Source organism: Streptomyces sp. MGP-BFMKR1, from assembly GCF_057766585.1.
The window spans coordinates 5,021,596-5,043,967 of sequence record NZ_CM173408.1 but is presented as its reverse complement, the minus strand read 5'-3'; the positions used below and the strand labels follow the sequence as shown (position 1 = coordinate 5,043,967).

At 71.9% G+C, this 22,372-nt stretch carries 22 protein-coding genes; 7 read left to right on the top strand and 15 right to left on the bottom strand.

All coding sequences use genetic code 11. The annotated features are described in order from the left end of the window. Positions 1-117 precede the first annotated feature (117 nt). From cysS to AC3CHW_RS19820, 5 genes are all read right to left on the bottom strand, one after another. Complete coding sequence (cysS, locus tag AC3CHW_RS19840; protein ID WP_187062174.1) at positions 118-1,512, bottom strand: cysteine--tRNA ligase; 1,395 nt, start codon at positions 1,510-1,512, stop codon at positions 118-120. Between the two features lie 170 nt (positions 1,513-1,682). Beyond that, on the bottom strand, positions 1,683-2,087 hold the full coding sequence (locus AC3CHW_RS19835) for a PPOX class F420-dependent oxidoreductase (RefSeq protein WP_176162327.1): 405 nt from the start codon (positions 2,085-2,087) through the stop codon (positions 1,683-1,685). A gap of 249 nt (positions 2,088-2,336) precedes the next feature. Beyond that, positions 2,337-2,846, bottom strand: coding sequence for a 2-C-methyl-D-erythritol 2,4-cyclodiphosphate synthase (ispF, locus tag AC3CHW_RS19830; protein ID WP_488467340.1), 510 nt, complete (start codon positions 2,844-2,846; stop codon positions 2,337-2,339). Continuing rightward, the gene (gene ispD / locus AC3CHW_RS19825) at positions 2,836-3,615 is read right to left on the bottom strand and encodes a 2-C-methyl-D-erythritol 4-phosphate cytidylyltransferase (protein WP_459250838.1); all 780 of its coding nucleotides are present in this window, start codon (positions 3,613-3,615) and stop codon (positions 2,836-2,838) included. Before ispD ends, ispF begins: the two co-directional genes overlap by 11 nt. Before the next feature lie 775 nt (positions 3,616-4,390). Continuing rightward, the gene (locus AC3CHW_RS19820; protein WP_009716930.1) at positions 4,391-4,873 is read right to left on the bottom strand and encodes a CarD family transcriptional regulator; all 483 of its coding nucleotides are present in this window, start codon (positions 4,871-4,873) and stop codon (positions 4,391-4,393) included. A gap of 761 nt (positions 4,874-5,634) precedes the next feature. On the opposite strand from AC3CHW_RS19820, the gene AC3CHW_RS19815 reads away from it, so the two are divergent. Next, positions 5,635-6,384, top strand: a complete 750-nt coding sequence (locus AC3CHW_RS19815) for a DUF461 domain-containing protein (RefSeq protein ID WP_488467339.1) — start codon at positions 5,635-5,637, stop codon at positions 6,382-6,384. A 224-nt stretch (positions 6,385-6,608) separates the two neighbouring features. On the opposite strand, the gene phoP is transcribed toward AC3CHW_RS19815, so the two are convergent. Together phoP and phoR are read right to left on the bottom strand one after the other, a co-directional pair. Continuing rightward, positions 6,609-7,280, bottom strand: a complete 672-nt coding sequence (phoP, locus tag AC3CHW_RS19810) for a two-component system response regulator PhoP (protein ID WP_466295925.1) — start codon at positions 7,278-7,280, stop codon at positions 6,609-6,611. Between the two features lie 54 nt (positions 7,281-7,334). Beyond that, the gene (gene phoR / locus AC3CHW_RS19805; RefSeq protein WP_176162331.1) at positions 7,335-8,633 is read right to left on the bottom strand and encodes a two-component system sensor histidine kinase PhoR; all 1,299 of its coding nucleotides are present in this window, start codon (positions 8,631-8,633) and stop codon (positions 7,335-7,337) included. A 276-nt stretch (positions 8,634-8,909) separates the two neighbouring features. On the opposite strand from phoR, the gene phoU reads away from it, so the two are divergent. From phoU to AC3CHW_RS19790, 3 genes are all read left to right on the top strand, one after another. Further along, positions 8,910-9,605 carry a phosphate signaling complex protein PhoU gene (phoU, locus tag AC3CHW_RS19800; protein WP_459250840.1) on the top strand — a complete coding sequence of 232 codons (696 nt, stop codon included), beginning with the start codon at positions 8,910-8,912 and terminating at the stop codon, positions 9,603-9,605. A gap of 648 nt (positions 9,606-10,253) precedes the next feature. Then, entirely contained in the window at positions 10,254-10,409 is a 156-nt protein-coding gene (locus AC3CHW_RS19795; protein ID WP_176162335.1) for a hypothetical protein, read from the top strand. Positions 10,410-10,617: 208 nt separating this feature from the next. Next, positions 10,618-11,202 (top strand): hypothetical protein, encoded by a 585-nt coding sequence (locus AC3CHW_RS19790; protein ID WP_398607624.1) that lies wholly within the window; start codon positions 10,618-10,620, stop codon positions 11,200-11,202. Positions 11,203-11,358: 156 nt separating this feature from the next. Here the strand turns inward: AC3CHW_RS19790 and AC3CHW_RS19785 are convergent, their stop codons facing one another. Further along, positions 11,359-12,120: a phosphoglyceromutase gene (locus AC3CHW_RS19785; protein ID WP_176162336.1), complete on the bottom strand. Its 762-nt coding sequence runs from the start codon at positions 12,118-12,120 to the stop codon at positions 11,359-11,361. Between the two features lie 272 nt (positions 12,121-12,392). On the opposite strand from AC3CHW_RS19785, the gene AC3CHW_RS19780 reads away from it, so the two are divergent. Then, positions 12,393-13,766: an MDR family MFS transporter gene (locus AC3CHW_RS19780; protein ID WP_488467338.1), complete on the top strand. Its 1,374-nt coding sequence runs from the start codon at positions 12,393-12,395 to the stop codon at positions 13,764-13,766. Between the two features lie 289 nt (positions 13,767-14,055). On the opposite strand, the gene AC3CHW_RS19775 is transcribed toward AC3CHW_RS19780, so the two are convergent. From AC3CHW_RS19775 to AC3CHW_RS19760, 4 genes are all read right to left on the bottom strand, one after another. Further along, entirely contained in the window at positions 14,056-14,418 is a 363-nt protein-coding gene (locus tag AC3CHW_RS19775; protein ID WP_488467337.1) for a hypothetical protein, read from the bottom strand. A gap of 109 nt (positions 14,419-14,527) precedes the next feature. Then, positions 14,528-15,523 carry a helix-turn-helix domain-containing protein gene (locus AC3CHW_RS19770; RefSeq protein WP_488471112.1) on the bottom strand — a complete coding sequence of 332 codons (996 nt, stop codon included), beginning with the start codon at positions 15,521-15,523 and terminating at the stop codon, positions 14,528-14,530. A 152-nt stretch (positions 15,524-15,675) separates the two neighbouring features. Continuing rightward, complete coding sequence (locus AC3CHW_RS19765; RefSeq protein ID WP_488467336.1) at positions 15,676-16,254, bottom strand: type III secretion system chaperone family protein; 579 nt, start codon at positions 16,252-16,254, stop codon at positions 15,676-15,678. Then, positions 16,247-17,704 (bottom strand): glycosyltransferase, encoded by a 1,458-nt coding sequence (locus AC3CHW_RS19760; protein ID WP_488467335.1) that lies wholly within the window; start codon positions 17,702-17,704, stop codon positions 16,247-16,249. Before AC3CHW_RS19760 ends, AC3CHW_RS19765 begins: the two co-directional genes overlap by 8 nt. A 248-nt stretch (positions 17,705-17,952) precedes the next feature. On the opposite strand from AC3CHW_RS19760, the gene AC3CHW_RS19755 reads away from it, so the two are divergent. Further along, the gene (locus AC3CHW_RS19755; RefSeq protein WP_488467334.1) at positions 17,953-18,759 is read left to right on the top strand and encodes a class I SAM-dependent methyltransferase; all 807 of its coding nucleotides are present in this window, start codon (positions 17,953-17,955) and stop codon (positions 18,757-18,759) included. Positions 18,760-18,889: 130 nt separating this feature from the next. Here the strand turns inward: AC3CHW_RS19755 and AC3CHW_RS19750 are convergent, their stop codons facing one another. The 3 genes from AC3CHW_RS19750 to AC3CHW_RS19740 are packed head-to-tail and all read right to left on the bottom strand — an operon-like array spanning position 18,890 to position 20,789. Beyond that, positions 18,890-19,684: a protein kinase family protein gene (locus AC3CHW_RS19750; protein ID WP_488467333.1), complete on the bottom strand. Its 795-nt coding sequence runs from the start codon at positions 19,682-19,684 to the stop codon at positions 18,890-18,892. A gap of 2 nt (positions 19,685-19,686) precedes the next feature. Beyond that, positions 19,687-20,196, bottom strand: a complete 510-nt coding sequence (locus AC3CHW_RS19745; RefSeq protein ID WP_488467332.1) for a hypothetical protein — start codon at positions 20,194-20,196, stop codon at positions 19,687-19,689. Then, complete coding sequence (locus tag AC3CHW_RS19740) at positions 20,190-20,789, bottom strand: hypothetical protein (protein WP_488467331.1); 600 nt, start codon at positions 20,787-20,789, stop codon at positions 20,190-20,192. The genes AC3CHW_RS19745 and AC3CHW_RS19740 overlap by 7 nt, the downstream gene beginning before the upstream one ends. Before the next feature lie 170 nt (positions 20,790-20,959). On the opposite strand from AC3CHW_RS19740, the gene AC3CHW_RS19735 reads away from it, so the two are divergent. Then, positions 20,960-22,318 (top strand): NsdA family TPR-like regulatory protein, encoded by a 1,359-nt coding sequence (locus AC3CHW_RS19735; protein WP_488467330.1) that lies wholly within the window; start codon positions 20,960-20,962, stop codon positions 22,316-22,318. The last annotated feature ends 54 nt before the right edge of the window (positions 22,319-22,372 follow it).

The following is a 22,372-nucleotide window of genomic DNA, read 5'->3' as shown; positions in this document are numbered from 1 at the left end:
TGCTCAGCCCGTACTGCTCAGCAAAAAAGTCGATGTTACGGAAAGTGTGCCGCCCGGCGTACCGCGCGGCACACCGAGCCGTTCCGGCGTGGCTGCCCGTCCTGCTGTCCGCCCAGCTCAGCGGGGTCCCAGCTCCCAGCGCGGGCCGGACGGAGTGTCCTCAATCACCAGCCCGGACTGCTGGAGCTGGTCGCGGATGGCGTCCGCCGTGCCGTAATCCTTGCGGGTGCGCGCGGCCTGTCGCTGCTCCAGTACGAGGCGTACCAGCGAGTCCACCACGCCGTGCAGGTCCTCGCCGCGCTCGCCGCCCGAAGACCAGCGCTCGTCCAACGGGTCGAGGCCGAGCAGCCCGAGCATGGCGCGCACCTCGGCGAGCCGGGCGACCGCGGACTCCTTGTCGTCGGCGGTGAGCGCCGAGTTCCCCTGCCGGACCGTGGTGTGGATGATCGCGAGGGCCTGCGGGACGCCGAGGTCGTCGTCCATCGCCTCCGCGAAGGCCGGCGGCACCTCGGCGGCGGGCTCTACCGGGCCGGCCTTCTCGACCACGCGCTGGACGAAGCCCTCGATCCGCGCGAACGCGGACTCGGCCTCGCGCAGGGCCTCCTCGCTGTACTCGATCATCGACCGGTAGTGCGGGGTGCCCAGGTAGTACCGGAGCACGATGGGGCGCCAGCGCTTGACCATCTCGGAGACGAGCACCGAGTTGCCGAGCGACTTGCTCATCTTCTCGCCGCTCATGGTCACCCAGGCGTTGTGCACCCAGTAGTCGGCGAAGCCGTCGCCGTACGCCTTGGCCTGCGCGATCTCGTTCTCGTGGTGCGGGAAGATCAGGTCGATGCCGCCGCCGTGGATGTCGAAGCGGCGGCCCAGGTACTTGTGCGCCATCGCCGAGCACTCCAGGTGCCAGCCGGGTCGGCCGCGGCCCCAGGGCGTGGGCCAGCTCGGCTCGCCGGGCTTGGCCGCCTTCCACATCGCGAAGTCGCGCCCGTCGCGCTTGCCGGCGCCGACGTCGCCGGCGTTCGGCAGGTTGTCCAACTCCTGGTTGGACAACTGGAGATACTCCGGGAAGGACCGGACGTCGAAGTAGACGTTGCCGTCGACGGCGTACGCGTGACCGCGCTCGATCAGACCGCTCATCATCTCGATCATTTCCGGGACGTGCCCGGTCGCGCGCGGCTCGTAGGTGGGCGGCAGGCAGCCGATCGCCTCGTACGCGTCGTTGAACGCGCGCTCGTTGCGATAGCCGATGGACCACCACGGCTCGCCGCTCTCGGCGGCCTTGACCAGGATCTTGTCGTCGATGTCGGTGACGTTGCGGATGAACGTCACGTCATAGCCGCGATAGGTGAACCAGCGGCGCATGATGTCGAAGTTGAGGCCCGACCTGATGTGCCCGATATGCGGTGCGGCCTGCACGGTCGCGCCACAGAGGTAGATCGAGACACAGCCCGGCGTCAGCGGGGTGAAGTCACGGGTCTGCCGGGCGCTGGTGTCGTACAGGCGAATGGTCACGCCACAAGGGTAGTCGGAACAGGGCAGTGCCCCGCGACCCCCGGGGCCGCGCGGACACCGAAGCGTGATACTCGGCGCGCTTCGGTCAGGTCACGGCGCGCCGTGCGGCGCGGGCGGCGGGGGTGCGGTGAACGCGGTGGCGACGCGGGCGGGCGACGGCCCGGCCGACGTCAGAGCCGGCCGACGACCTTGCGCGGCGTCACCCGGATCACGACGCGCTCCGCGTCCTCCCCGCTGCGCGGGTTGAACTCGGCGTACGTCTTGCCGGTGTACTTCAGCGACAGCTCGTCGATCAGCTCCTGGCCGCCCTCGGTGCTGACGGTGGCGGTGCCGCGGATCTCGGCGTAGGTGTACGGCGCGTCCGCCGGGTTGACCAGCACGGTCACCCGCGGGTCGGCGGCGAGGTTCTTCTCCTTGCGGCGGCCGACGGTGGTGGAGATCAGCAGGTCGTCCCCGTCGCGCTTGACCCAGACCACCGAGAGCTGCGGACTCCCGTCGGGCTGGATGGTCGCGATGGTCACGAAGACCGGCCCGTCGAGGACGCGCTTGAGGTCGTCGGAGAGTACGGCTGACACGGTGGGTCCTTCCGTCACGTCGATCGCCCGGCGGTGTCGCCCGGCAGTGGATCACGGAGCAGGTTCCTCGATGGGTACCCAACAGCCCCGGGCCCACCCGCATTCCCGACGCGAGCGTGATCCGTACGGAGCAGCGCGACCGGCACCGGCCGGCCGCGAACGGACCCGGTCCGGCGCGCGCCGCCGGGCACGCGTGGGGGCGGTGACGCGCGTGCGTCACCGCCCCGGGTGGGCGCTCGGCGGCGCGGCTCAGCGGCGTACGACCAGGGCCGTGGCGATCGCGGCCAGGCCCTCGCCGCGGCCGGTGAAGCCCAGGCCGTCGGTGGTCGCGCCGGAGACGGAGACGGGGGCGCCGACCGCCGCGGACAGCACCTCCTGGGCCTCCTCGCGCCGCTTGCCGATCTTCGGGCGCGGGCCGATCACCTGCACGGCCACGTTGCCGATGGTGAAGCCCGCCGCGCGCACGACGCGCGCCGCCTCGGTGAGCAGGGTCAGGCCCGAGGCGCCGGCCCACTCGGGGCGGCCGGTGCCGAAGTGGGCGCCGAGGTCGCCGAGACCGGCGGCGGAGAACAGGGCGTTACACGCGGCGTGGGCGACGACGTCCGCGTCGGAGTGGCCCGCGAGACCCGGCCCCTCCCCCTCCCAGCGCAGGCCCGCGCACCACAGCTCGCGGCCCTCCTCGAAGGCGTGGATGTCGGTGCCGACACCGACCTGGGGCAGCACCACGGCGGGCTGCTCGGCGGGCGGCTCAGAACCCATCGTTGGCCCTCCTGCGGGCGAGTACGGCCTCGGCCAGGACCAGGTCCAGCGGCCGGGTCACCTTGAACGCCTCCTCGTGGCCGGGCACGACCACCACGTCGCGGCCGATGCGCTCGACCATGCCCGCGTCGTCGGTGGCGCCCTCGCCCGCCAGCTCGACGCGCTCGTGCGCCTCGACCAGCGTGGCCCGGTCGAAGCCCTGCGGGGTCTGGACGGCACGCAGCCTGGCCCGCTCCGGGGTGCCGACGACCGGTTCCGGCTCGCCGCCGGGGCGCGGATCGACCTGCTTCACGGTGTCCGCCAGCGGCAGCGCGGGAACCACGGCCGGCGCGCCGGCGCGCACCGCGCCGGCCACCGCGTCCACGACGTCCACCGGCACCAGCGGGCGCGCCGCGTCGTGCACGAGGACGACGGTGACGTCATCGGGGAGGACGGCGAGGCCAAGACGTACGGACTCCTGGCGGGTCTGGCCGCCGGGAACGACGACGACCTCGGTCTTCTCGGCGACGGACTCGGCGAGCGGGTGCGCGTCGAGCAGTCTGCGGACCTCGGTGGCGCCGTCCGACGGCGCCACGACGACCACGAGCGAGACGGCGCGCGAGGCGGCCATCGCGCGCACGGCGTGGACCAACATGGGCGTGCCGTTCAGGGCGCGCAGCGCCTTGGGCGCGCCCGGGCCGAGGCGGACGCCTCGGCCGGCGGCGGGAATGACGGCGGCGGTGCGCACGGGACGCGTGTCGGTGGAGTCGGCACGGTCTGCTGCGGACATTGCGTTGGCGTTCAGGTTTGCTTCCTCGGCCGAGTTGGGTATGGCCAGAGCGTGCCGGGCGCAGCGGCCCGATCAGCCCCTTCCGTGACGACTGGTCGAGCCAGTGCCCGAGCCCGGCACACCAATCGCCGCACAGGTGATGTAACCGCACACAGTGTGGCGAAGCGAAGCGCAAGAACTTGCCAGTTGCCCGCCCCCTCGCCCCTGACCGCCGCCGACCGCCTGGGCCACATGGCTCTCGGGGTGGCGGCGTATCGGCATGCGCGTCTCGCGGACGGTGTCGCTTCGGGCGGACACCGCCGTGTGACCGGACGCCGTGTGACCGGACGCACCCGCCCCACGACACCGCGCCCCCACACACCGGGGCCGGCCCGACGATCGGCAACGCGCCGCCGGACGAACCGCCCCTGTGAAGGGTCGGAACCGTCGCCGTGGCCGCCGGCCCTCGCGGTGGCCGGCGAACGCGAGACGCACCCGGTCAAGGCCGCCGTGAGGCGTCGGTGACGCGTGCGGGTGGTGGTGCGTTGAACTGCCGAGATGCGCTGTACTGCCAGAGCGTGCTGCCGAAACGTGCTGCGTAAAGCTGGGTGAACGCGTGCTTCACCGGCGCGCGTGCGCCGACAGGTGCACATCGGACGACAGATGCCGCAGTGCCCGGCGCGGGGATCGCGTCCTCGGGACGCGACCGCCACTCGGGCACTGCGGCAGGTGTACGTCCGTCAGAACGTCCCGGACACCGGCAACGACCCCGTGTCCGTGGGTTCGCAGAAAGTCCTCAGGATGCGAGAACTTCGTCGAGCAGGGCCTCAGCCTTGTCTTCGTTGGTGCTTTCCGCGAGAGCCAGTTCGCTCACCAGGATCTGCCGAGCCTTGGCGAGCATGCGCTTCTCACCGGCGGAAAGACCGCGCTCACGCTCACGACGCCACAGGTCGCGCACGACCTCGGCGACCTTGATCACGTCGCCGGACGCGAGCTTCTCCAGGTTTGCCTTGTAACGACGGGACCAGTTCGTGGGCTCCTCCGCATACGGTGCGCGCAGCACCTCGAAGACCCGGTCCAGCCCGTCCTGGCCGACCACATCGCGTACGCCGACGAACTCCGCATTGTCCGCTGGTACACGAACCGTCAAGTCGCCTTGGGCGACCTTCAGCACCAAGTAGGTCTTGTCCACGCCTTTGATCTGGCGAGTTTCGATGGCCTCGATCAGCGCGGCCCCGTGATGGGGATAGACCACGGTGTCGCCAACCTTGAACGTCATGTGACAGGTACCCCTTCCGTGGCTATCCAGAGTAACACGTGAACGCCCCGTTCTGAATGGCGTTTTCGCAGGTCAGGGCATATCTCGGGGCTTGACAACAGCACTCGGAACGTGCTGCGAGCGGCGTCGGGAAGGGGGAATTCGCAGGTGGGAGCCACTGTCCGGGCAGGGGGAAACGCGCCCGTCACATCCCGCGACACCCCCGCCCGACAGGCCGTACGTCCCGGTTTGCCGGACTCTGAGCGTGCGAGTTCCGCTACTCCGTTCGGTCTGGGGTCGGCCACTCCGCGCCGTTTCCGCGAATTGATCAGGCCACGTAGATCACCTTCGTGATCAATTCACGCGACCGTCACGGAGCGCCTGCATTCCGCGCCGATATTCATCCCGGCGAGCGGCGGCCGATATTCGGCGCGGGGTCCGCGCGCCGGTGATTGCGGGGCGTTCTCCCCGCACTTGTTCAACGACTGTTCACAGGCGTGTTCGCCGGGTGGCGGGTGCCGCCGGGAGGAGGTCGGCGGGGATACGCGGGCGGCGCGTGCCGTACCCGACCCCCAACGGGCCGGCTTCGGCGCGGCGGCCCGAGCGCGGCGGGGGGCCGCCCGGTGCGGGAGGCGGGTCGGGTGCATGCTCTCGACGGCGGGTCGGTAACCTAAGCGCGCTGATAGATCCTTTTACGGGCAGCTCACCGCCGCCCCCGCCGTCCATCCGCGACCGGGCCCAGCGTTCGGCCGCCGAAGCTCGTCCTAGGAGATGCCGCCGCCGTGAGCAGCAGCCTTCGACGCGGCGCCCTCGCCGCCACCGCCCTCGTGCTCTCGATCGCCCCGCTCTCCGCCTGCGCGGCCGGGAACGACTCGCAGACGATGGAGGTCAACCCCGACCACGCCCACAAGACCGTCGGCGACATCGCGGTCCAGAACGCCACGGTGATCACCCAGCCGGAGCTGGACGACGAGGGCCCCGCCGCCCTCACCGCCAAGATCTTCAACAACGGCTCGTCCGACCAGGTCCTGCGGGCCGTCACGGTCGACGGCAAGAACACCGAGGTCAAGCTGAAGCCCGCGAAGGGCTCGGGCCCGCTGGTCGTGCCCAAGGGCGGCTCGCTGATCCTCGGCGGCAAGGGGAACGCCTCCGCCGAGATCGTCGGCGGCCACGAGGCGGCCAAGGTCGGCGACGCCCAGAAGATCGTCTTCGACTTCAGCAAGACGGGCGACGTCACGTTGCGCGCGCTGGTGGTCCCCGCCAAGGGTGACTACGCGAAGTGGGGCCCGAGCCCCGCGCCGACCGCCAAGCCCACCGAGGCCGGGAAGCCCTCGGGCAAGCCGGGCGACAAGGAGTCGGGCAAGCCGTCGGACGACGAGAGCGGCGACGCGACCGACAAGCCGGGCCAGGACGAGCAGTCGCCGACGGGCACGCCGACCGGCACGCCCACCGGCGACGCGCAGGACGAGCAGCAGGGCCAGCAGGGCGCTCAGGACGGCGCCCAAGGCGAGGAAGCCCCGGCCGGCCACTGAGCCTTTGCGCACCGGCGCCACGGCGCGACCCCGCCCCCATTCGGCCGGGCCCGCCCGCGCGCCGGTGCGACCGGCGTCGTAGGGCCGCGACTCGGCCCGTGCGGCGCCCTCGCCCGCCCGGCGGGCCCGTACGTACCGCGACGCCGCGAGGGCGGCCCCCGACCGTGGGGGCCGCCCTCGCGGCGTTGCGGGGTCGGCGCCGGTGGGGCGCCGCCCGGTGCGGCTTACGGCTCGAACTTGTAGCCCAGGCCGCGGACGGTCACCAGGTAGCGGGGCGCTCCCGGGTCGGGCTCGATCTTGGCGCGCAGCCGCTTGACGTGCACGTCGAGGGTCTTGGTGTCGCCCACGTAGTCGGCGCCCCAGACGCGGTCGATGAGCTGCATCCGGGTGAGCACGCGGCCGGCGTTGCGCAGCAACATCTCCAGCAGGTCGAACTCCTTGAGCGGCAGGTCCACCTTGCCGCCGGAGACGGTGACCACGTGTCGGTCGACGTCCATCCGCACCGGGCCCGCCTCCAGGGCGGCCGGCGTGACCTCCTCGGGCTCGCCACGGCGGCGGAGCACCGCGCGGATGCGGGCCACCAGCTCGCGGGACGAGAACGGCTTGGTGACGTAGTCGTCGGCTCCTATTTCCAGGCCGACCACCTTGTCGATCTCGCTGTCCTTGGCGGTCACCATGATGACCGGGACGTTGGAGCGTCCGCGCAACTGACGGCAGACCTCCGTGCCGGGCAGGCCGGGCAGCATGAGGTCGAGCAGCACCAGGTCGGCGCCGTTCCGCTCGAACTCGTCCAACCCTTCGGGGCCCGTTGTCGCGATGGCGACCTCAAAACCCTCCTTGCGGAGCATGTACGACAAAGCGTCGCTGAACGATTCCTCGTCCTCGACAACGAGCACTCGGGTCACGGAAGGACCTCCGGGGCGAACTCAGGGGCGCGAAGCGCCTTCCAGCTACGGGTGGTGGGCGACGGGAGGGGGTTCATTGGTGAAGGTCTCATAGGAACGGTCGGGGTCCTCGTCGTCGAGGTCGTCCGGCTCGATCAAGGAGTTTCCGCCCTTGCGCCGCCCGGAGGCGGCCGCGGCCTCGGCCCGGTCGCGTACGCCACCGGCTTCCGGGAGCCGCAGGGTGAAGGTGGAGCCCTGACCCTCAGCGCTCCACACCGTGACCTCCCCGCCGTGCGAGGCGGCCACGTGCTTGACGATGGCGAGGCCGAGGCCGGTCCCGCCGGTGGCGCGCGAGCGCGCCGGGTCGACGCGGTAGAACCGCTCGAAGATCCGTTCGCGGTCCTTCTCCGAGATGCCGATGCCCTGGTCGGTCACGGCCACCTCGATGAGGTCGCCGCCGGGGGCCGCGATGCGCCGGGCGGCGATGCCGACGCGGGTGCGCGCCGGACTGTAGTTCACCGCGTTCTCCACCAGGTTGCCAAGGGCCGCGGCGAGCTGGCCGCGATTTCCCCACACGTGCAGGTCGGCGGTGCCGCCGGTGGCCATCGTGATCTGCTTGGTGCCGGCCTGGTGGCGGCAGCGGTCGATGGCCTCGGCGACGAGTTCGTCCACCCGGACCGGCTCGGCGTCCTCCAGCGGGTCGTCGTTCTGCACCCGGGAGAGGTCGATCAGCTCCTGGACCAGGCTGGTCAGCCGGGTCGCCTCGATCTGCATGCGACCGGCGAAGCGGGTCACGGCCTCCGGGTCGTCCGAGGCGTCCATGACGGCTTCGGACAGCAGCGACAGGGCGCCGACCGGGGTCTTGAGCTCGTGACTGACGTTGGCGACGAAGTCGCGGCGTACGGCCTCGATGCGGCGGGCCTCGGTCAGGTCCTCGACCAGCAGCAGCACCAGGCGGGAGCCGAGCGGGGCGACCCGGGCGGAGACCGCGAGGGCCTCGCCACGGCCCGTGCCACGGCGCGGCAGGTCCAGTTCCACTTGGCGTATCTCACCGTCGCGACGAGTGTCGCGGGCCATGTGCAGCATCGGTTCGACAGCGAGCTTTCCGCCTCGCACCAGACCGAGCGCGTACGCCGCCGAACTGGCCTTGACCACCGCGTCCTCCTCGTCGAGGACGACCGCGGAGGACCGCAGCACGGAGAGCACGGTGTCGACACCGGGCGGCAGCGCGGCGTCGGTATGGAGTGAGGAGCGCGTGGGCTTCGCCTGGTCGCGCTCGCTCCAGCGGAACGCCAGCATGGCGATGACGCCGGTGCAGAGCCCGGCGATCGCTGCCACAGCGGCGATTGCCGCGTCCACGTTCATGGCTCCAGGTTAGGCGCCTGCTCGGACGCCTCCACAGCCGAATGGGGGTCGACCAGGTGAGACGTTGCCGATAGTTCACCACGAGGACGTGACCGGTTCACTATCGAGGCTTCAGGTCGGGACGTACGACACCGCTCGGACCATGAGGGTTGCCGAGAGTTCACCGTTAGGTCGTGATGGGTTTACTTGGCGGGCCGGAACCAGACTCGTTTCGGCCACACCGTGGGAGCGTGGGGCTGACAGCCCTACGGGACCCCCAGCGAGAGAAGGTAAGTGATGCGGGACGCGTACCACGAGGAGCTCGATTCGATCGGTGAAAGTCTGGTCGAGATGGCCCGGCTCGTCGGCTCGGCGATCGGCAGGGCCACCACGGCCATGCTGGATGCGGACCTGAAGCTCGCGGAGAGCGTCATCGCCGCCGACCAGAAGGTCGACGACCTCCAGCACGACCTCGAGGCGCGGGCGATAGCCCTGCTCGCCCGCCAGCAGCCGGTCGCCACGGACCTGCGGATCGTGGTCACCAGCCTGCGGATGAGCGCCGACCTGGAGCGCGCCGGCGACCTCGCGCAGCACGTCGCGAAGCTCGCCCGGCTGCGTTTCCCGGAGTCGCCCGTCCCCCGCGACCTGGCCGCCACCATCCTGGAGATGGGCCAGCTCGCCCAGCGCCTGATGGCCAAGGCCGCCGAGGTGATCATCACCAAGGACGTGGACCTGGCGCTCCAGTTGGAGCAGGACGACGACGCCATCGACATGCTCCACCGCACGCTCTTCCAGCACCTGATGGACGACCGCTGGAAGCACGGCATCGAGACGGCCGTGGACGTGACGCTCCTCGGCCGCTACTACGAGCGCTTCGCCGACCACGCGGTCTCCGTGGCCAAGCGGGTCGTCTACCTGGTCACCGGCGAGCACGCGGACGAGATCGCGCCGGCCACGCCGGTCGCACCGGTCGACACCGAGTCACCGGCGTAACCCGAGTAGCCCCGCGCATCCCGGGTAACCCGGGTAACCCCGCGGCCGGGCCGCTCCGGCCGCCGTGCGGGCGCCGGGCCCCCTCCCTGAGCCCGGCGCCCGCCCCTCTCCTCCTGCTCGCCCTCCTCCCCCTTCTCCCCTCTCCCTCCTCCCCTGCTCTCTCCCTCCTCCGCTCGTTCCGCGCACCCTCCCATGGGCCCGCGCCCCGGCCGCCCGTCCGGCCGGGGCGCGGGCCTTTGGTGCGTACGGGCGTACGGCCCGGGGCCCGGCCCCTGTTTCGGTACGGCTCCGCGTACGGGCCCGGCCCCGGGGCGTACGCGGTCGGTCCACGTCCCGGGCCGGGCCGGGCGCCCTGAAGTAGGGGTGGAGGTTGGCTGGTGCGCGGGTCGGATCCGGGTGGGGCCGGCGCGGGTGGTGGTGCGCGGGGCGCGGCCGGGCGGGGTGGGTCCGGCGGGCTGCCGCGCAGGTCGGGCCGGGTTGCGGGGGCGGGGTGGGGCGGGGCGGGTTTTGGTGGCGTAGCGGTGGGCGTGCGGGCATTCGCGGCGTACGAACCGCGATGCGCCTACGCGCCGCTTACGCGCCGTTCCGCGCCCCTCGGGGCGCGACGTTCACTGGAGGCTCCGCGGTACGCCTGCGAGGAGGACTTCCATGTCAGACACCCCGACCTCCAACCCCACCCCGACGGAGCAGCCGACCACCCCGACCCCGGCCCGGCCACTGCTCGGCAACTGCGGGTGCGGCTCGGGTTGCCAGTGCGGCTGCCAGTCGGGCGGCCCGTGCAGTTGCTCCGGCGGCTGCAGCTAGCGGTAGGCGGCTGCGCCGCGGGTCGCGCGCCACGCGCCCGCTGCTACGCCGAACGGCCTCCCACCCGCGCGGAAACCGCGAGTGGGAGGCCGTTGCGTAGGGGCGCGCAGTGAATGCCACCTTGTGCGACTCGGCTGACCGCAGCACGGTCTAAGGGGAACGCTGCTCGGTGCTCTGCCGCAGGACCACCTGAGAAGGGCGGTACGTCGTGGGTTCGGCCAGCCAATGGGCACGTGAGACCTTCGGAGACATAGCCGGTGAACTGGCGGACATCGTCCCGGCCTGCCTCCGCCGGGCCCACGAACGCGCCCGGACCGGGCATGAGGGCGTGCACACGCAGACGCTCGAAGCCTACGGGCATGGTCTCTACGCGGTGCAGTACGAGGAACTGGCCGCCGGCCTCTCCGAACTGGGAGAAGCCGTGCGGATGCAGGGTCGCACGATGATGCTCGTCCGCGGCCACCTGATCTACCCACTCCGCTACGCGAAGAAGGACGTCCCCGTCACCACCGCGCGGCTCCGTCGAGCGTCCGGCTTCCGAGCGGACCTGATCCGCCGTCATGGCCCGCCTCCCATGCAGCAGGCACTCGACCTGGGCTTGGAAGAACTCGATGACTCCGAGGTACACCCAGACCTGGAGCTGCTCCCCGAGGACGTGCGGCTCGTCCTCGTCGCCTATGCCTGCTCGATGGAGGCGGGCGTCATGCGCGTCGAGTGGGGTTCCGCGGAGTTGCGTCGTGAGGACCGGTACCTGGTCTGGCACCGACACGAGCCGCTGCCGCCCAACGGCTGACGCCGGCCGGGGCCCGTGCCGTGCGACGGGGGCTGGCCCGGGGCGGCGTCGACGCGCAGGGCGAGCGGCCCGTGGCCCGGCTACGGGAACGGCCCGCCACCGGGCGCGATGGCGCGGGTGGGGGGCCGTTCGGGCGTTGGGGCCGAGGAGGCGGGGCTACTTCTTCTTGCCCTGGTTCTTGACCGCCTCGATGGCGGCCTTGGCCGCCTCCGGGTCGAGGTAGGTGCCGCCCGGGTTGGTCGGGCGGAAGTCGGCGTCCAGCTCGTAGGAGAGGGGGATGCCGGTGGGGATGTTGAGGCCCGCGATGTCGGTGTCGGAGATGCCGTCGAGGTGCTTGACCAGGGCGCGGAGGCTGTTGCCGTGCGCGGCCACCAGGACGGTGCGGCCCGCGAGGAGGTCGGGGATGATGCCGTCGTACCAGTACGGCATCATCCGCACGACGACGTCCTTGAGGCACTCCGTGCGCGGGCGCAGCTCGCTCGGGATGTCGGCGTAGCGCGGGTCGTCGCTCTGGGAGTACTCGGCGCCGTCCTCCAGCGGGGGCGGCGGGGTGTCGTACGAGCGGCGCCAGAGCATGAACTGCTCCTCGCCGAACTCGGCCAGGGTCTGCGCCTTGTCCTTGCCCTGGAGCGCGCCGTAGTGCCGCTCGTTCAGCCGCCAGGAGCGGTGCACGGGAATCCAGTGTCGGTCGGCGGCTTCCAGGGCGAGCTGCGCGGTGCGGATGGCGCGCTTCTGGAGCGAGGTGTGGACCACGTCGGGCAGCAGGCCGGCCTCCGTCAGCAGCTCACCGCCGCGGACCGCCTCCTTCTCGCCCTTGTCGTTGAGGTTGACGTCCACCCAGCCGGTGAACAGGTTCTTCGCGTTCCACTCGCTCTCGCCGTGGCGGAGGAGGATCAGCTTGTACGGTGCGTCGGCCATGCCCCGAGCGTAATGGACGCCCCGTGGCGGGCCGCTGCCCGCCCGGTAGGACGGACGGGCTCCGGACGGCCGGTTCGGCGGCTCGCGCGGGGCGCGGGCAGCCGCGTGACCAGCGCAACAGTTGACGGTTTCTGCCAAATGACTGGAAGTCGAGAGCCCGTTCGACGTAAGTTACGGATGCGGGTAGAGACTCTTACACAGCATTCCGCGCTCCTGGACTCCCACCCGCTCCCCCACATTCATCCGTTGTTGCGCCCCCTCGGAGGATTGTCATGTCCGCTACCGCCATGAGACGGGCCGTGCGCGAGAGCGTGTCCGGTCTGCCGCGGGAGTTCTGGTGGCTGTGGACCAGCACCCTGGTGAACCGCCTCGGCGGCTTCGTCGCCACGTTCATGGCGCTCTACCTCACGTTGGAGCGCGGCTACTCGGCCACCTTCGCCGGGCTCGTCGCCGCGCTGCACGGGCTCGGCAGCGTGGTCTCGTCGCTGGGCGCGGGCGTGATGACCGACCGGCTCGGGCGGCGGCCCACGATGCTGATCGCCCAGCTCTCCACCGCCGTGTCGGTGGCCGTGCTCGGCTTCATGACGCACCCGTTGGCGATCGCCGCGGTGGCCTTCGTCGTCGGGATGGCCAGCAACGCGTCGCGGCCCGCCGTGCAGGCGATGATGGCCGACATCGTCCGCCCCGAGGACCGGGTCCGGGCCTTCGCCCTCAACTACTGGGCCATCAACCTGGGCTTCGCGTTCTCCTCCATGGGCGCCGGCTTCATCGCCGAGTACAGCTACCGGGCCGGGTTCGTCGGCGAGGCCGTCATGACGCTGATCTGCGCCGTGCTGGTCTTCGTCAAGCTGCCCGAGTCTCGTCCTGAGCGCGCCAAGGACGCCAGCGGCGCCGTGGTCGAGCCGGAGATCGGGCTCGGCACGGTGCTGCGCGACGGCCGCTTCATGAGCGTGGTCGGGCTGTCCTTCCTCATTGCCCTGATCTTCCAGCAGGGTTACGTGGCGCTGCCGGTGGCGATGGGCGCCGACGGGTTCTCCAGCTCCGACTTCGGCGTGGCGATCGCCGTCAACGGCATCCTGATCGTGGCCCTCCAGATCCCCGTCACCCGCTACATCGAGCACCGCGATCCGCAGCGGCTGCTGATCATCTCCTCGCTGCTGGCCGGTTACGGGTTCGGGCTCACCGCGTTCGCCGGGTCGATCGGGGTGTACGCGCTGACCGTGTGCGTCTGGACGCTGGCCGAGATCGTCAACTCCCCCACCCAGATGGGCCTGGTCGTCCGCCTCTCGCCCACCCACGGCCGGGGCCGCTACCAGGGCATGTACACCATGTCGTGGTCGGTGGCCGCGCTCGCCGCGCCGCTGATCGCCGGTCAGGTCATCGACCGGTACGGCGCCGAGTGGCTGTGGGGCGGCTGCGCGGTCGTCGGCTCGGCCGCGGCGCTCGGCTACTGGCTGCTGATGCGCGCCCTGCCGGCGGAGGACGCGGCGGCGAACGCGGTGGTGGAGGTGCTGAAGCCGGACGCCGGGGCGGCGGGCGCCGTGGACGCCCCGGCGGCGGGCGCCGCGCAGGCGCCGGCGCCGGGTACCGCCAACGCGCCGGTGGCGCCCGGCGCGGAGCCGGCGGGCGCGCCCGCCGCCCCGTGAGCCCGCCGCCCCGTGAGCCCACTGCCCTGTGAGCCGGCCGCCCCGTGAGCCGGCCGGCCGCTGGCACGGGCCCGCTCGACCCGGCGTACGCGTACGGCTGACGGCCGTACGGGACCGGGCCGGGCGAGCCGTTGCCCGCGGGTCGTCACCGGCGGGTCGGTGGGACGTCACCGGCGGTCGCCCGCAGGTCGTCGCCCGCAGGTCGTCACCGGTGGGCCGTCACGGGCGGGCCGTTACGGGCGGGCCGGCGGCGGGTGTGAGCCGGGGGCCGCTACCGGGCCGGGCTGGGTCAGCCGCACTTGGGCAGGTGCGAGTGGCGGATGTTGGTGGCGTCGTGCGAGACGTGGCCCTTGACGCCGTCGACGTCGAAGCGGACCCAGTACCACCACTTGTCGTCCGCGCCCCAGCGCTTACACGAGGCGAGGATCGTGTCGTCCTCGTAGGTGACCCCGATCTTGTTCTGGAAGGGGTTCACCTTCTCCCAGATCGAGTGCCCGCCGTGCACCGTGCCCCGGACGGAGGCGACGGAGACCTCCGACCGGTCAGTGGCTGCGGTGGTGGTGGTCGCGGTGGCGGCCGGTGCCGCCGTGGCCAGCGTTCCCGCCGCGAGGCCGAGCGCGGCCACCGCGGTGGCCATCCTTGCCCTGTTCATGGTCCAACCCCCTGGAAGTGGAACGGGTCGAGTGGAGCGGTGCCTGCCGCGGCGCTGTCGAGTCTCGCGGACGACGCCCGGCCGGTGGTGCGCAGCGCGTGCCCGACCGTTAGCGCTCGGCGCACACCGTCGGCGCCCCGGCCAGCCGCCGGTACTCGCCCGGTGAGAGCCCGTACGCCGCCCGAAACGCCCGGTTGAAGTCGGCCGGGCGCGGAAAGCCCCAGGTGGCGCCGATGGCGCGGACGGTACGCCGGGACAGGGCGGGGTCGGCGAGGTCGCGCCGGCAGCGGTCGAGGCGCCGGGCGCGTATCCAGCCGGCGACCCCGAGCCCCACCGGTTCGAAGAGCCGGTGCAGGGAGCGCAGCGAGACGTGGTGCGCGGCGGCGACCATGGCCGGGGAGAGGTCCGCGTCGCCGAGGTGCCGCTCGATGAACGCCTGTACGCACAGGAGTTGGGTCTCCCGGCCGCTGGCGGCCACGGCCGCGCCGGGGCGCCGCTCGTACTGCCGGCTGAGCAGGGCCGTCAGCAGGTCGGTGAGGACGAGGCCGAGCCGGCCCGCGTCGGTCGCGGTGTACGGGGCGAGGCCGGCTCCGGCGGGGCGGGCGACGGCGTCGATGAACTGCCGCAGCAGCACCCCGACCGGGTCGTCCGGCGGCACCCGCGTGCCGAGCAGGCCGTCCGCCCGGTCGCGGTCCATCGGCAGCAGTTCCCGTGGCACCTGGACGACCACCGACGAGGCGGCCACCTCGCCGGTGCGGATCTCGGCGGTGAAGGGGTGGGAGGAGTCGTAGAAGAGCAGTTCGCCGTGGCCGAGCGCCAGTTCCCGGTCCCGCCAGGTGATGCACTGGCGCCCGCCGCGTACCAGGGCGAGCTGGTACAGCTCGGGGTCGGCGGCCCGGATGAGCGCCGGCGTGCGCCGCGAGCGCAGGCTCTGGTACGTCATGGCCGACACCTGGACGGGCCCGAGGCCGCCCGCGCGCAGCGTGGCCCGGAAGTCCGCGGCGCGATCGCTGTCCATCAGCGTCCTGAGCACCGCCTTGCCGCTCAACTCCCGCCAGGCGTCGAAGCGTTGCTCTGCCGGCAGGTCATCACCGCGGAACACCATGGACAGCACGCCGGCCCCCTCCGCCCGTCGCGATCCCCCACGCGTCGGCGACGACCGTAGGCACGCCCGGCGACGGAAGGCTGCATGCCGGATGAACCAGACATGTCCCGACGGACGAGGGTCCGGGGGTACGGGGTTACGGGGGTACGGGGTTACACGGGGTCGGACGACGCCGGGCCGCCACCGCCCGGACCGCCGCGCTCCGCGTCCGGGCCCGACCGCCCCTCGCCGGTCAGGTGGGTGAAGGCGGCGAGGTTGCGGGTGGACTCGCCGCGGGCCGTGCGCCACGCGTACTCCTTGCGGATCGCCGACGCGAACCCCAGCTCAAGGAGGGTGTTGAAGCTGGCGTCGGCGTTCTCCAGGACGGTGCCGAGCAGCCGGTCGATCCCGTCCGGGGTCACCGCGGCCAGCGGGAGGCGGCCGACCAGGTAGATGTCGCCGAGCCGGTCGATGGCGTAACTCACCCCGTACAGGCGGGTGTTGCGTTCCAGGAGCCAGCGGTGCACGGCCGCGTCGTTCTCGTCGGGGTGTCGGATGACGAAGGCGTTGACGGACAGCGAGTGTCGCCCGACGCGCAGCGAGCAGGTGGTGGAGAGCTTGCGGGTGCCGGGCAGGGTCACGACGTACGCGCCGTCGGCCGCCCGCTCCCACTCCAGCTCCGCCGCGCGCAGGGTGCTCTCGATGACGGCTTCCGCGTCGTTGACCGGGCCGGCTTCCGCGTGGTTACCCATGCGTAGATCGTAGGCGACCGCGCCGCTCGTGCAGCGCCGCGCCGTAGACGTCCGCGGTCGCGGCGGCTGCCGCGTCCCAGCCGAAGGACTGCGCGTGGCGCGCGGCGGAGGCGCCCATGCGGGCGGCGAGGTCGGGGGCGATGACGAAGCGGTGCAGCATGCGCGCGTAGTCGGCGGGGTCGTGGCCGTCGACGAGGAAACCGCTGACGCCGTCCCGCACGGCCACCGGCAGTCCGCCGACGGCCGCCGCGATCACCGGCGTCCCGCACGCCTGCGCCTCGGCCGCCACCAGGCCGAACGACTCGCTGTACGAGGGCATGACCAGCACGGACGCCGCGCGGTACCAGTCGGCCAGCCGCTCCTGCCCGACCGGCGGCCGGAACTGGACCAGGTCCGCGATGCCCAGCCGGGCGGCGAGCTTCTGCAACCCCTCGGGCTTGGCCAGGCCGCTGCCGCTCGGGCCGCCGACGACGGGCAGCACGACGCGGTCGCGCAGCGACGGGTGCTCGGTGAGCAGGTGGGCCACGGCCCGCAGCACGACGTCCGGGGCCTTGAGCGGCTGGATGCGCCCGGCGAACAGCGGCACCAGGGCGTGCTGCGGCAGCCCGAGCCGCTCCCGGGCGGCGGCCCGGCTGGCGGCGACGGCCTCGGGGGAGGTCTCGGGGGACGTCTCGCGGTAGACGTCGAGGGCGGAAGCGGCCAGGTGCTGGTGCGGCGGCGCGGGGCGGAAGCGGTCGAGGTTGACGCCGGGGTGGACGACGGCGACCTTGTGCGGCTCCGCCTCGTAGTGCCGTACGAGTTCGCCCGCCTCCTCGGCGGTGTTGGCGATGAGCCGGTCGGCGGCCCGGACGATCTGCGTCTCGCCGATGACGCGGGCGGCGGGTTCGGGGGTGTCGCCGGCGGCGAGCGCGGCGTTCTTGACCTTGGCCATGGTGTGCATCGCGTGCACGAGCGGGGTGCCCCAGCGCTGGGCGGCGAGCCAGCCGACGTGGCCGGAGAGCCAGTAGTGGGAGTGGACGAGGTCGTAGTGGCCCGGGCGGTGGCCGGCCCAGACCTGCATGACGCCGTGCGTGAAGGCGCAGAGCTGCGCGGGCAGGTCCTCCTTGGCCAGCCCCTCGTACGGGCCCGCGTCCACGTGCCGGACGAGGACGCCGGGGGCCAGTTCCACGGTGGGCGGCAGGGCGCCGGTGGTGGCGCGGGTGAAGATCTCCACCTCGATGTCGATGGCCGCGAGCCGCCTGGCCAGCTCGACGATGTACACGTTCATGCCGCCCGCGTCGCCGGTGCCCGGCTGGTGCAGCGGCGAGGTGTGGACGCTGAGCATCGCTATCCGGCGTGGCACCGAGCGCCCGAACGTCCGGGGACGCCGGGCCGCCGCCCTGCTCAGCAGGCCACTGCGCGGCTTCGGAAGCGGCGACCGGGAGCCTTGCCGAGGTGCGTACTGACTCACCGCGCGTGGCCTCCTTAGACGGCGTGAGGTCCCTCCGGACGACTGCAACAGCGGAATGCATCGTTCCCATTTCCATTTTGCCAAGTTGTTACGCGGGCTGGCCGGGCGCGGTGCCTCCGGCCGGAATCGGCCGTCGGGGGGCGAGCCCTATCCGCGGGGTCGGCTTGAGGTACGCGCGGGAGCCGGCCGCGCCCCTGGCGCACCGGCGTGCGCCGGCGCTGGCGCGCGGGGCGGCTAGGCTCGCCCGTATGCCGTCCCGTACCCCGCACCGTCCCGTGGGGTCGGTGACCCGCGGCACCACCAACCCGAACCGGCTGCGCCGCATGGACCGCTGGATCGTCGCCGCCCACGGGCGGGAGCTGCGCCGCAGCGACGACCCGGTGGCGGTCGACCTGGGGTACGGGGCCGCGCCGTGGACCGCCGTCGAGCTGCTCGGCCGGCTGCGCACGGTACGGCCCGACACCGAGGTCGTCGGCGTCGAGATCGACCCGGCGCGGGTCGCGGCGGCCCGGGCCTACGAACGCCCGGGACTGCGCTTCGCGCACGGCGGCTTCGAGGTGCCGCTGCCGGGCCCGGCCGGGCGTGCGCCGGTGCTCATCCGGGCGGCGAACGTGCTGCGGCAGTACGACGAGGACGAGGTGGCCGCCGTGTGGCGGCGCCTGTGCGCCCGGCTCGCGCCCGGCGGACTGCTGGTCGAGGGCACCTGCGACGAGATCGGCCGCCGCCACGTGTGGGTGGCCCTCGACCGCACCGGCCCGCGCACGGTCACCTTCGCGGCCCGCCTCGCGTCCCTGGAGCACCCGTCCGACCTGGCCGAACGCCTGCCGAAGGCGCTGATCCACCGCAACGTGCCGGGCGAACCCGTACACGCCTTCCTCCGCGACTTCGACCGCGCCTGGGCGGCGAGCGCCCCCTACGGCGCGCTCAGCGCCCGCCAACGCTGGATGCGCTCCGTCCGCCTGCTCGCCCCGGACTGGCCCCTCACGGACGGCCCAGCACGCTGGCGCCAGGGTGAGGTCACGGTGGCGTGGGGGGCGTTGGCGCCGGGTGGGTGAGGTTCTGGTGGGTGAGGACTCTCTTCTCGGTCCTTCCCGGCCCCGCCAGGCCGGGGAACGTCGCAGCCCCCTGCTGGCCGCAGGGGGCTGCGTGGATGAACTCCCCGTACGGCGTTGATGGCGCCTCGGACTACGTGAGCCCTCGGTGCCGCGTCCATTCCTGAGCTGCCGTAACCATGGCGCCTAGCCACGCCTCGTCAGGCCGGCCCTCTGCTCGCGTGACCCACATCCGGTGCGTGGCGCGAGCGAAGGCGTCCAGGGCCGCGGGATCGGCCTTCGCCCACCCTTCGCATTGACCGGCCCACGTCTCGGCCTGTGCCGGTGTGTGACCGGCGGAGATGAGTTGCACGACCATGCAGGCCGGCGTAATGAACGCGGCCCCCACCGTGGGCCACGCCCAGTCCACGAGCCACGAACGCCCGTCGTCGACCATGACGTTGCTGGGGTGGATATCCGTGTGCAGGAGCGTCCCGCCGCGGAAAAGTTGTGCCGTCTCGGGATCGGTGAAGCGATCCCACCGGTTCTCCTCCCACGTCTGCGCCACGTTGGGCGCGGGCAGCGTGCGAAGGTGATTGATCAGCTCAGCTAGGACCGACAGATCTGGAGAGTCGGTGGTGAAGTCCGCTCGACGCCCGGAGACGACTTCGTATCCGAGGACGATCCAGTCATCGTCTTCCGCTTCCCACACGAGTGCCGGCGCGATCGGGCGAACGGTAGACGCGATGGCCCGCTCTCGCAGGATCGAGCTGCGCCGGCCGCCCTGGCGGTTGCGCATGGCCTTGACGAAGAACGGGCCCTTCTCGCACTCGACCACGGCCGTGAAATCCGAACCAAAGCCCCTCTCGGTGCGGTTTACGGAGGTGCGCTTTCCCGTGAACGGGTGGATGAGTGACCAGAACTCTGGTCCAGGACTGTCGTGTTGCATGCTCAGTTCCTCGGATGACATTCGGTGCCCGGATACCTGGGCCTGTACTCCTCGTCGGGGGTCGCGACGACGCGTCGTTCCGTGGCCGTGTACTCACCGGGGCCCCCGCCCCACGCCGCCCGTGCCGCCGCCGCGAGGTCCGTGGCCAGTTGGGACGGGTTGGCCACGTGCCGGCCCTTCCAACCACGCGGCACTACCCACCGCACGCCCGCCCCCGCCTCGGGCCGGCCGGCCTGGGGGACGGCCAGGAGTCCGCTCGCGACGTGCCGTACGCCGGGCACGCGCCAGGCGGTGCGGTACGCGGCGGCCTCCTCTGCGGGCAGCAGCCAGATCGCGTGCTGGGCCGTGGCGATGTGGGCGGCCTTCTCCGTACCGTTCGTCCGCATCCACGCGCCGAGGTCGGCGGGGGCGCGGACGGCCTCGAACTGAGCGCCGATGGGCAGCAGGTGGAAGCCGCGCCCGGCGGGCGGGGACCACGCGTACGCCCCGGAGCGGGGCCGCCGCGCTACCACCTGGCCACCTCCGCCGCCTCCCGGTGCACCTCGGGCCCCAACACGGCATGCGCGCACGTCGGGTGGGTCTCCAGGTGCTGGAGCGGGTCGCCCCGGCGTAACCGTCCCACCGTGGTCACCATGGACGCCCGGTCCATGGCGCGCTCGCACACCACACACCGCGGCGCCAGTCCCGTGGGCCCGTGCGCGCGCACCACGGCGGTTCCCAGCACGGCGGCCAGCAGGTGCGCCTGCGTCACGTAGGACCCGGACCACGCGGCGGGCACGTGCCACCGGGGCCCGCCCCCGTCACACAGGTGACCGGCCGGCACACCCACGTAGTGCACGGTGGGCCCGGCCGTCAGCACGGTGACGTGTTGGCGCAACCGCTCCCAGTCGTCGTACGGGGCCCGCGCCGCCTCACCCGGCGGCACCAGCCAGTGCACGCTGCCCGTGTGCGAGTCCACGATCGCGGCGCTGCGCTCGATCGCGTCGAGAAACCCGAACGCCCACCGCGCGGTGCGGGTATCGGTGCGCACGGCGTCCCAGTGACGACCGGCGGGCAGCACGGTCAGACGGTCGCAAGGGGGTGGAGTCCAGTCGCGGTCATTCACGGAACTCTCCGAGGGCGAGGGCGGGTTATCCGGTCCGGCCAGTCACACCGTCGTGGGGTGCGGTGTTTCCGTTCCAGAGAACTGGCACGGCGCACACGGCGGTACCGTGGGATGAGTTCCGGGACTTAAGATCGGTTAAGAGCGTTGGCGCGCGAGGAGCGTGGAGCCAGATGCCACCATCAGGGCCGAACACCGAGCTCGAAAAGATTTTCCAAGAGACCGGCTGGACGCTTCGCCAGTTCGCGCAGGCCGTCAACCGCGCCGCGACCGAAGCGGGCGCACCCACGAGGTACCGCGAGCCATCCATCCATCAGTGGCTCAAGGGGCACCTGCCTGTTCAGCGCGTGCGTCCGCTGGTCCTGGAAGCGTTATCCAGAAAGCTGGGACGGGCGATTTCGCTCGCCGACGCGGGCTTTCCCGCGCTCCCAGCCGAAGCAGGGAGTGCCCCTCACAAAGACCTTGTCGAAGATCTGATTGCTCTGGGAAGGCAGGACATGGACCCCTCGCGTCGGACCATACTGAGCGCCAGCGTCTTCTCGGCGACTTTCGCCGTGCCCTCCTGGGCGGAGGCCGTAGAACGCAGCAGCCTCGTCACCTCCCATCAATTCGCCCGCATCGGCACGTCCGACGTCACCCTGATCCGATCCATGATCAGGCACTTCTCCCAGTTGGACCATGCCATGGGGGGTAAGATAACCCGCCCTAGCGCGGCTGCTTTTCTGGTCAACAACGTGGCCCCACTTCTTCACGCGCCCGCGAAGGAAACCGTACGGTCGGACCTGCTCTCCGCCGCCTCCGAGTTCTGCTACCTCCTTGGTTACATGGCGGTCGACGAAGGCGCACACGGGCTTGCTCAGCGCTACTACTCAAAGGCCCTCGAACTGGCCGGAGGCGCCGGCGATCCCTCCCTCTACTGCCTGACCTTGCACGGAATGAGCTCACAGGCGGTCAATGCAGGGAATGCGCCAGCGGCCCTCAGGTTGGCTAACGCAGCCGCCGGGACCGCCCAGGAGGTGAGCGTCAACATGCGCGTGCACCTCTACGCGCAGCAGGCTTATTCCGCCGCTGCCGTGCACCACAAGTCCGAGGCGTTTTCCATGCTGCGACAGGCTGAGAGTTCTCTGAGCAAAGCGGAACCCGAGTCAGGTAAGTCCGTCGTCGGTCTCGCGAATCCGGGCCTCCTCGCCTATTACCGTGCCCAGGTCGAGTACAGCCTGGGCAACGTCTCCCGTTCTGTCACCGAGATGCACGAGGCACTGAAACCACTACGTGGCCAGGGGCGCCTGCGACGTCGAGTTCTGGACACCAGTCGACTAGCGGACCGGCAGTGCCAGAGCGGATTGCTGGAAGAAGCCTGCGCCACGTGGGGTCTGGCCCTCACGGAATACCCCCACGTGCGTTCGGGGCGCTGTGATGAGCAAATGCGTGTCATGTTCGCCCGCCTCCGCCCGTACCTGCGCAACCCGCACGCCCGCGCCCTCTTCGAACGGGCTCGTGACGTCGTTCCCCGTCACCTAGCGCCCAGGTAGTTCACTCACGACTCATTTATCCGCACGCGTCACACTGCTGGAATGCGGTACGAG

Coding starts and splice junctions, on each gene's coding strand:
- ispF (WP_488467340.1), bottom strand. CDS start 2,846: ATGGGTTCTGAGCCGCCCGCCGAGCAGCCCGCCGTGGTGCTGCCCCAG.
- ispD (WP_459250838.1), bottom strand. CDS start 3,615: ATGTCCGCAGCAGACCGTGCCGACTCCACCGACACGCGTCCCGTGCGC.
- AC3CHW_RS19820 (WP_009716930.1), bottom strand. CDS start 4,873: ATGACGTTCAAGGTTGGCGACACCGTGGTCTATCCCCATCACGGGGCC.
- phoR (WP_176162331.1), bottom strand. CDS start 8,633: ATGAACGTGGACGCGGCAATCGCCGCTGTGGCAGCGATCGCCGGGCTC.
- phoU (WP_459250840.1), top strand. CDS start 8,910: ATGCGGGACGCGTACCACGAGGAGCTCGATTCGATCGGTGAAAGTCTG.
- AC3CHW_RS19795 (WP_176162335.1), top strand. CDS start 10,254: ATGTCAGACACCCCGACCTCCAACCCCACCCCGACGGAGCAGCCGACC.
- AC3CHW_RS19785 (WP_176162336.1), bottom strand. CDS start 12,120: ATGGCCGACGCACCGTACAAGCTGATCCTCCTCCGCCACGGCGAGAGC.
- AC3CHW_RS19780 (WP_488467338.1), top strand. CDS start 12,393: ATGTCCGCTACCGCCATGAGACGGGCCGTGCGCGAGAGCGTGTCCGGT.
- AC3CHW_RS19775 (WP_488467337.1), bottom strand. CDS start 14,418: ATGAACAGGGCAAGGATGGCCACCGCGGTGGCCGCGCTCGGCCTCGCG.
- AC3CHW_RS19770 (WP_488471112.1), bottom strand. CDS start 15,523: ATGGTGTTCCGCGGTGATGACCTGCCGGCAGAGCAACGCTTCGACGCC.
- AC3CHW_RS19765 (WP_488467336.1), bottom strand. CDS start 16,254: ATGGGTAACCACGCGGAAGCCGGCCCGGTCAACGACGCGGAAGCCGTC.
- AC3CHW_RS19755 (WP_488467334.1), top strand. CDS start 17,953: ATGCCGTCCCGTACCCCGCACCGTCCCGTGGGGTCGGTGACCCGCGGC.
- AC3CHW_RS19750 (WP_488467333.1), bottom strand. CDS start 19,684: ATGCAACACGACAGTCCTGGACCAGAGTTCTGGTCACTCATCCACCCG.
- AC3CHW_RS19735 (WP_488467330.1), top strand. CDS start 20,960: ATGCCACCATCAGGGCCGAACACCGAGCTCGAAAAGATTTTCCAAGAG.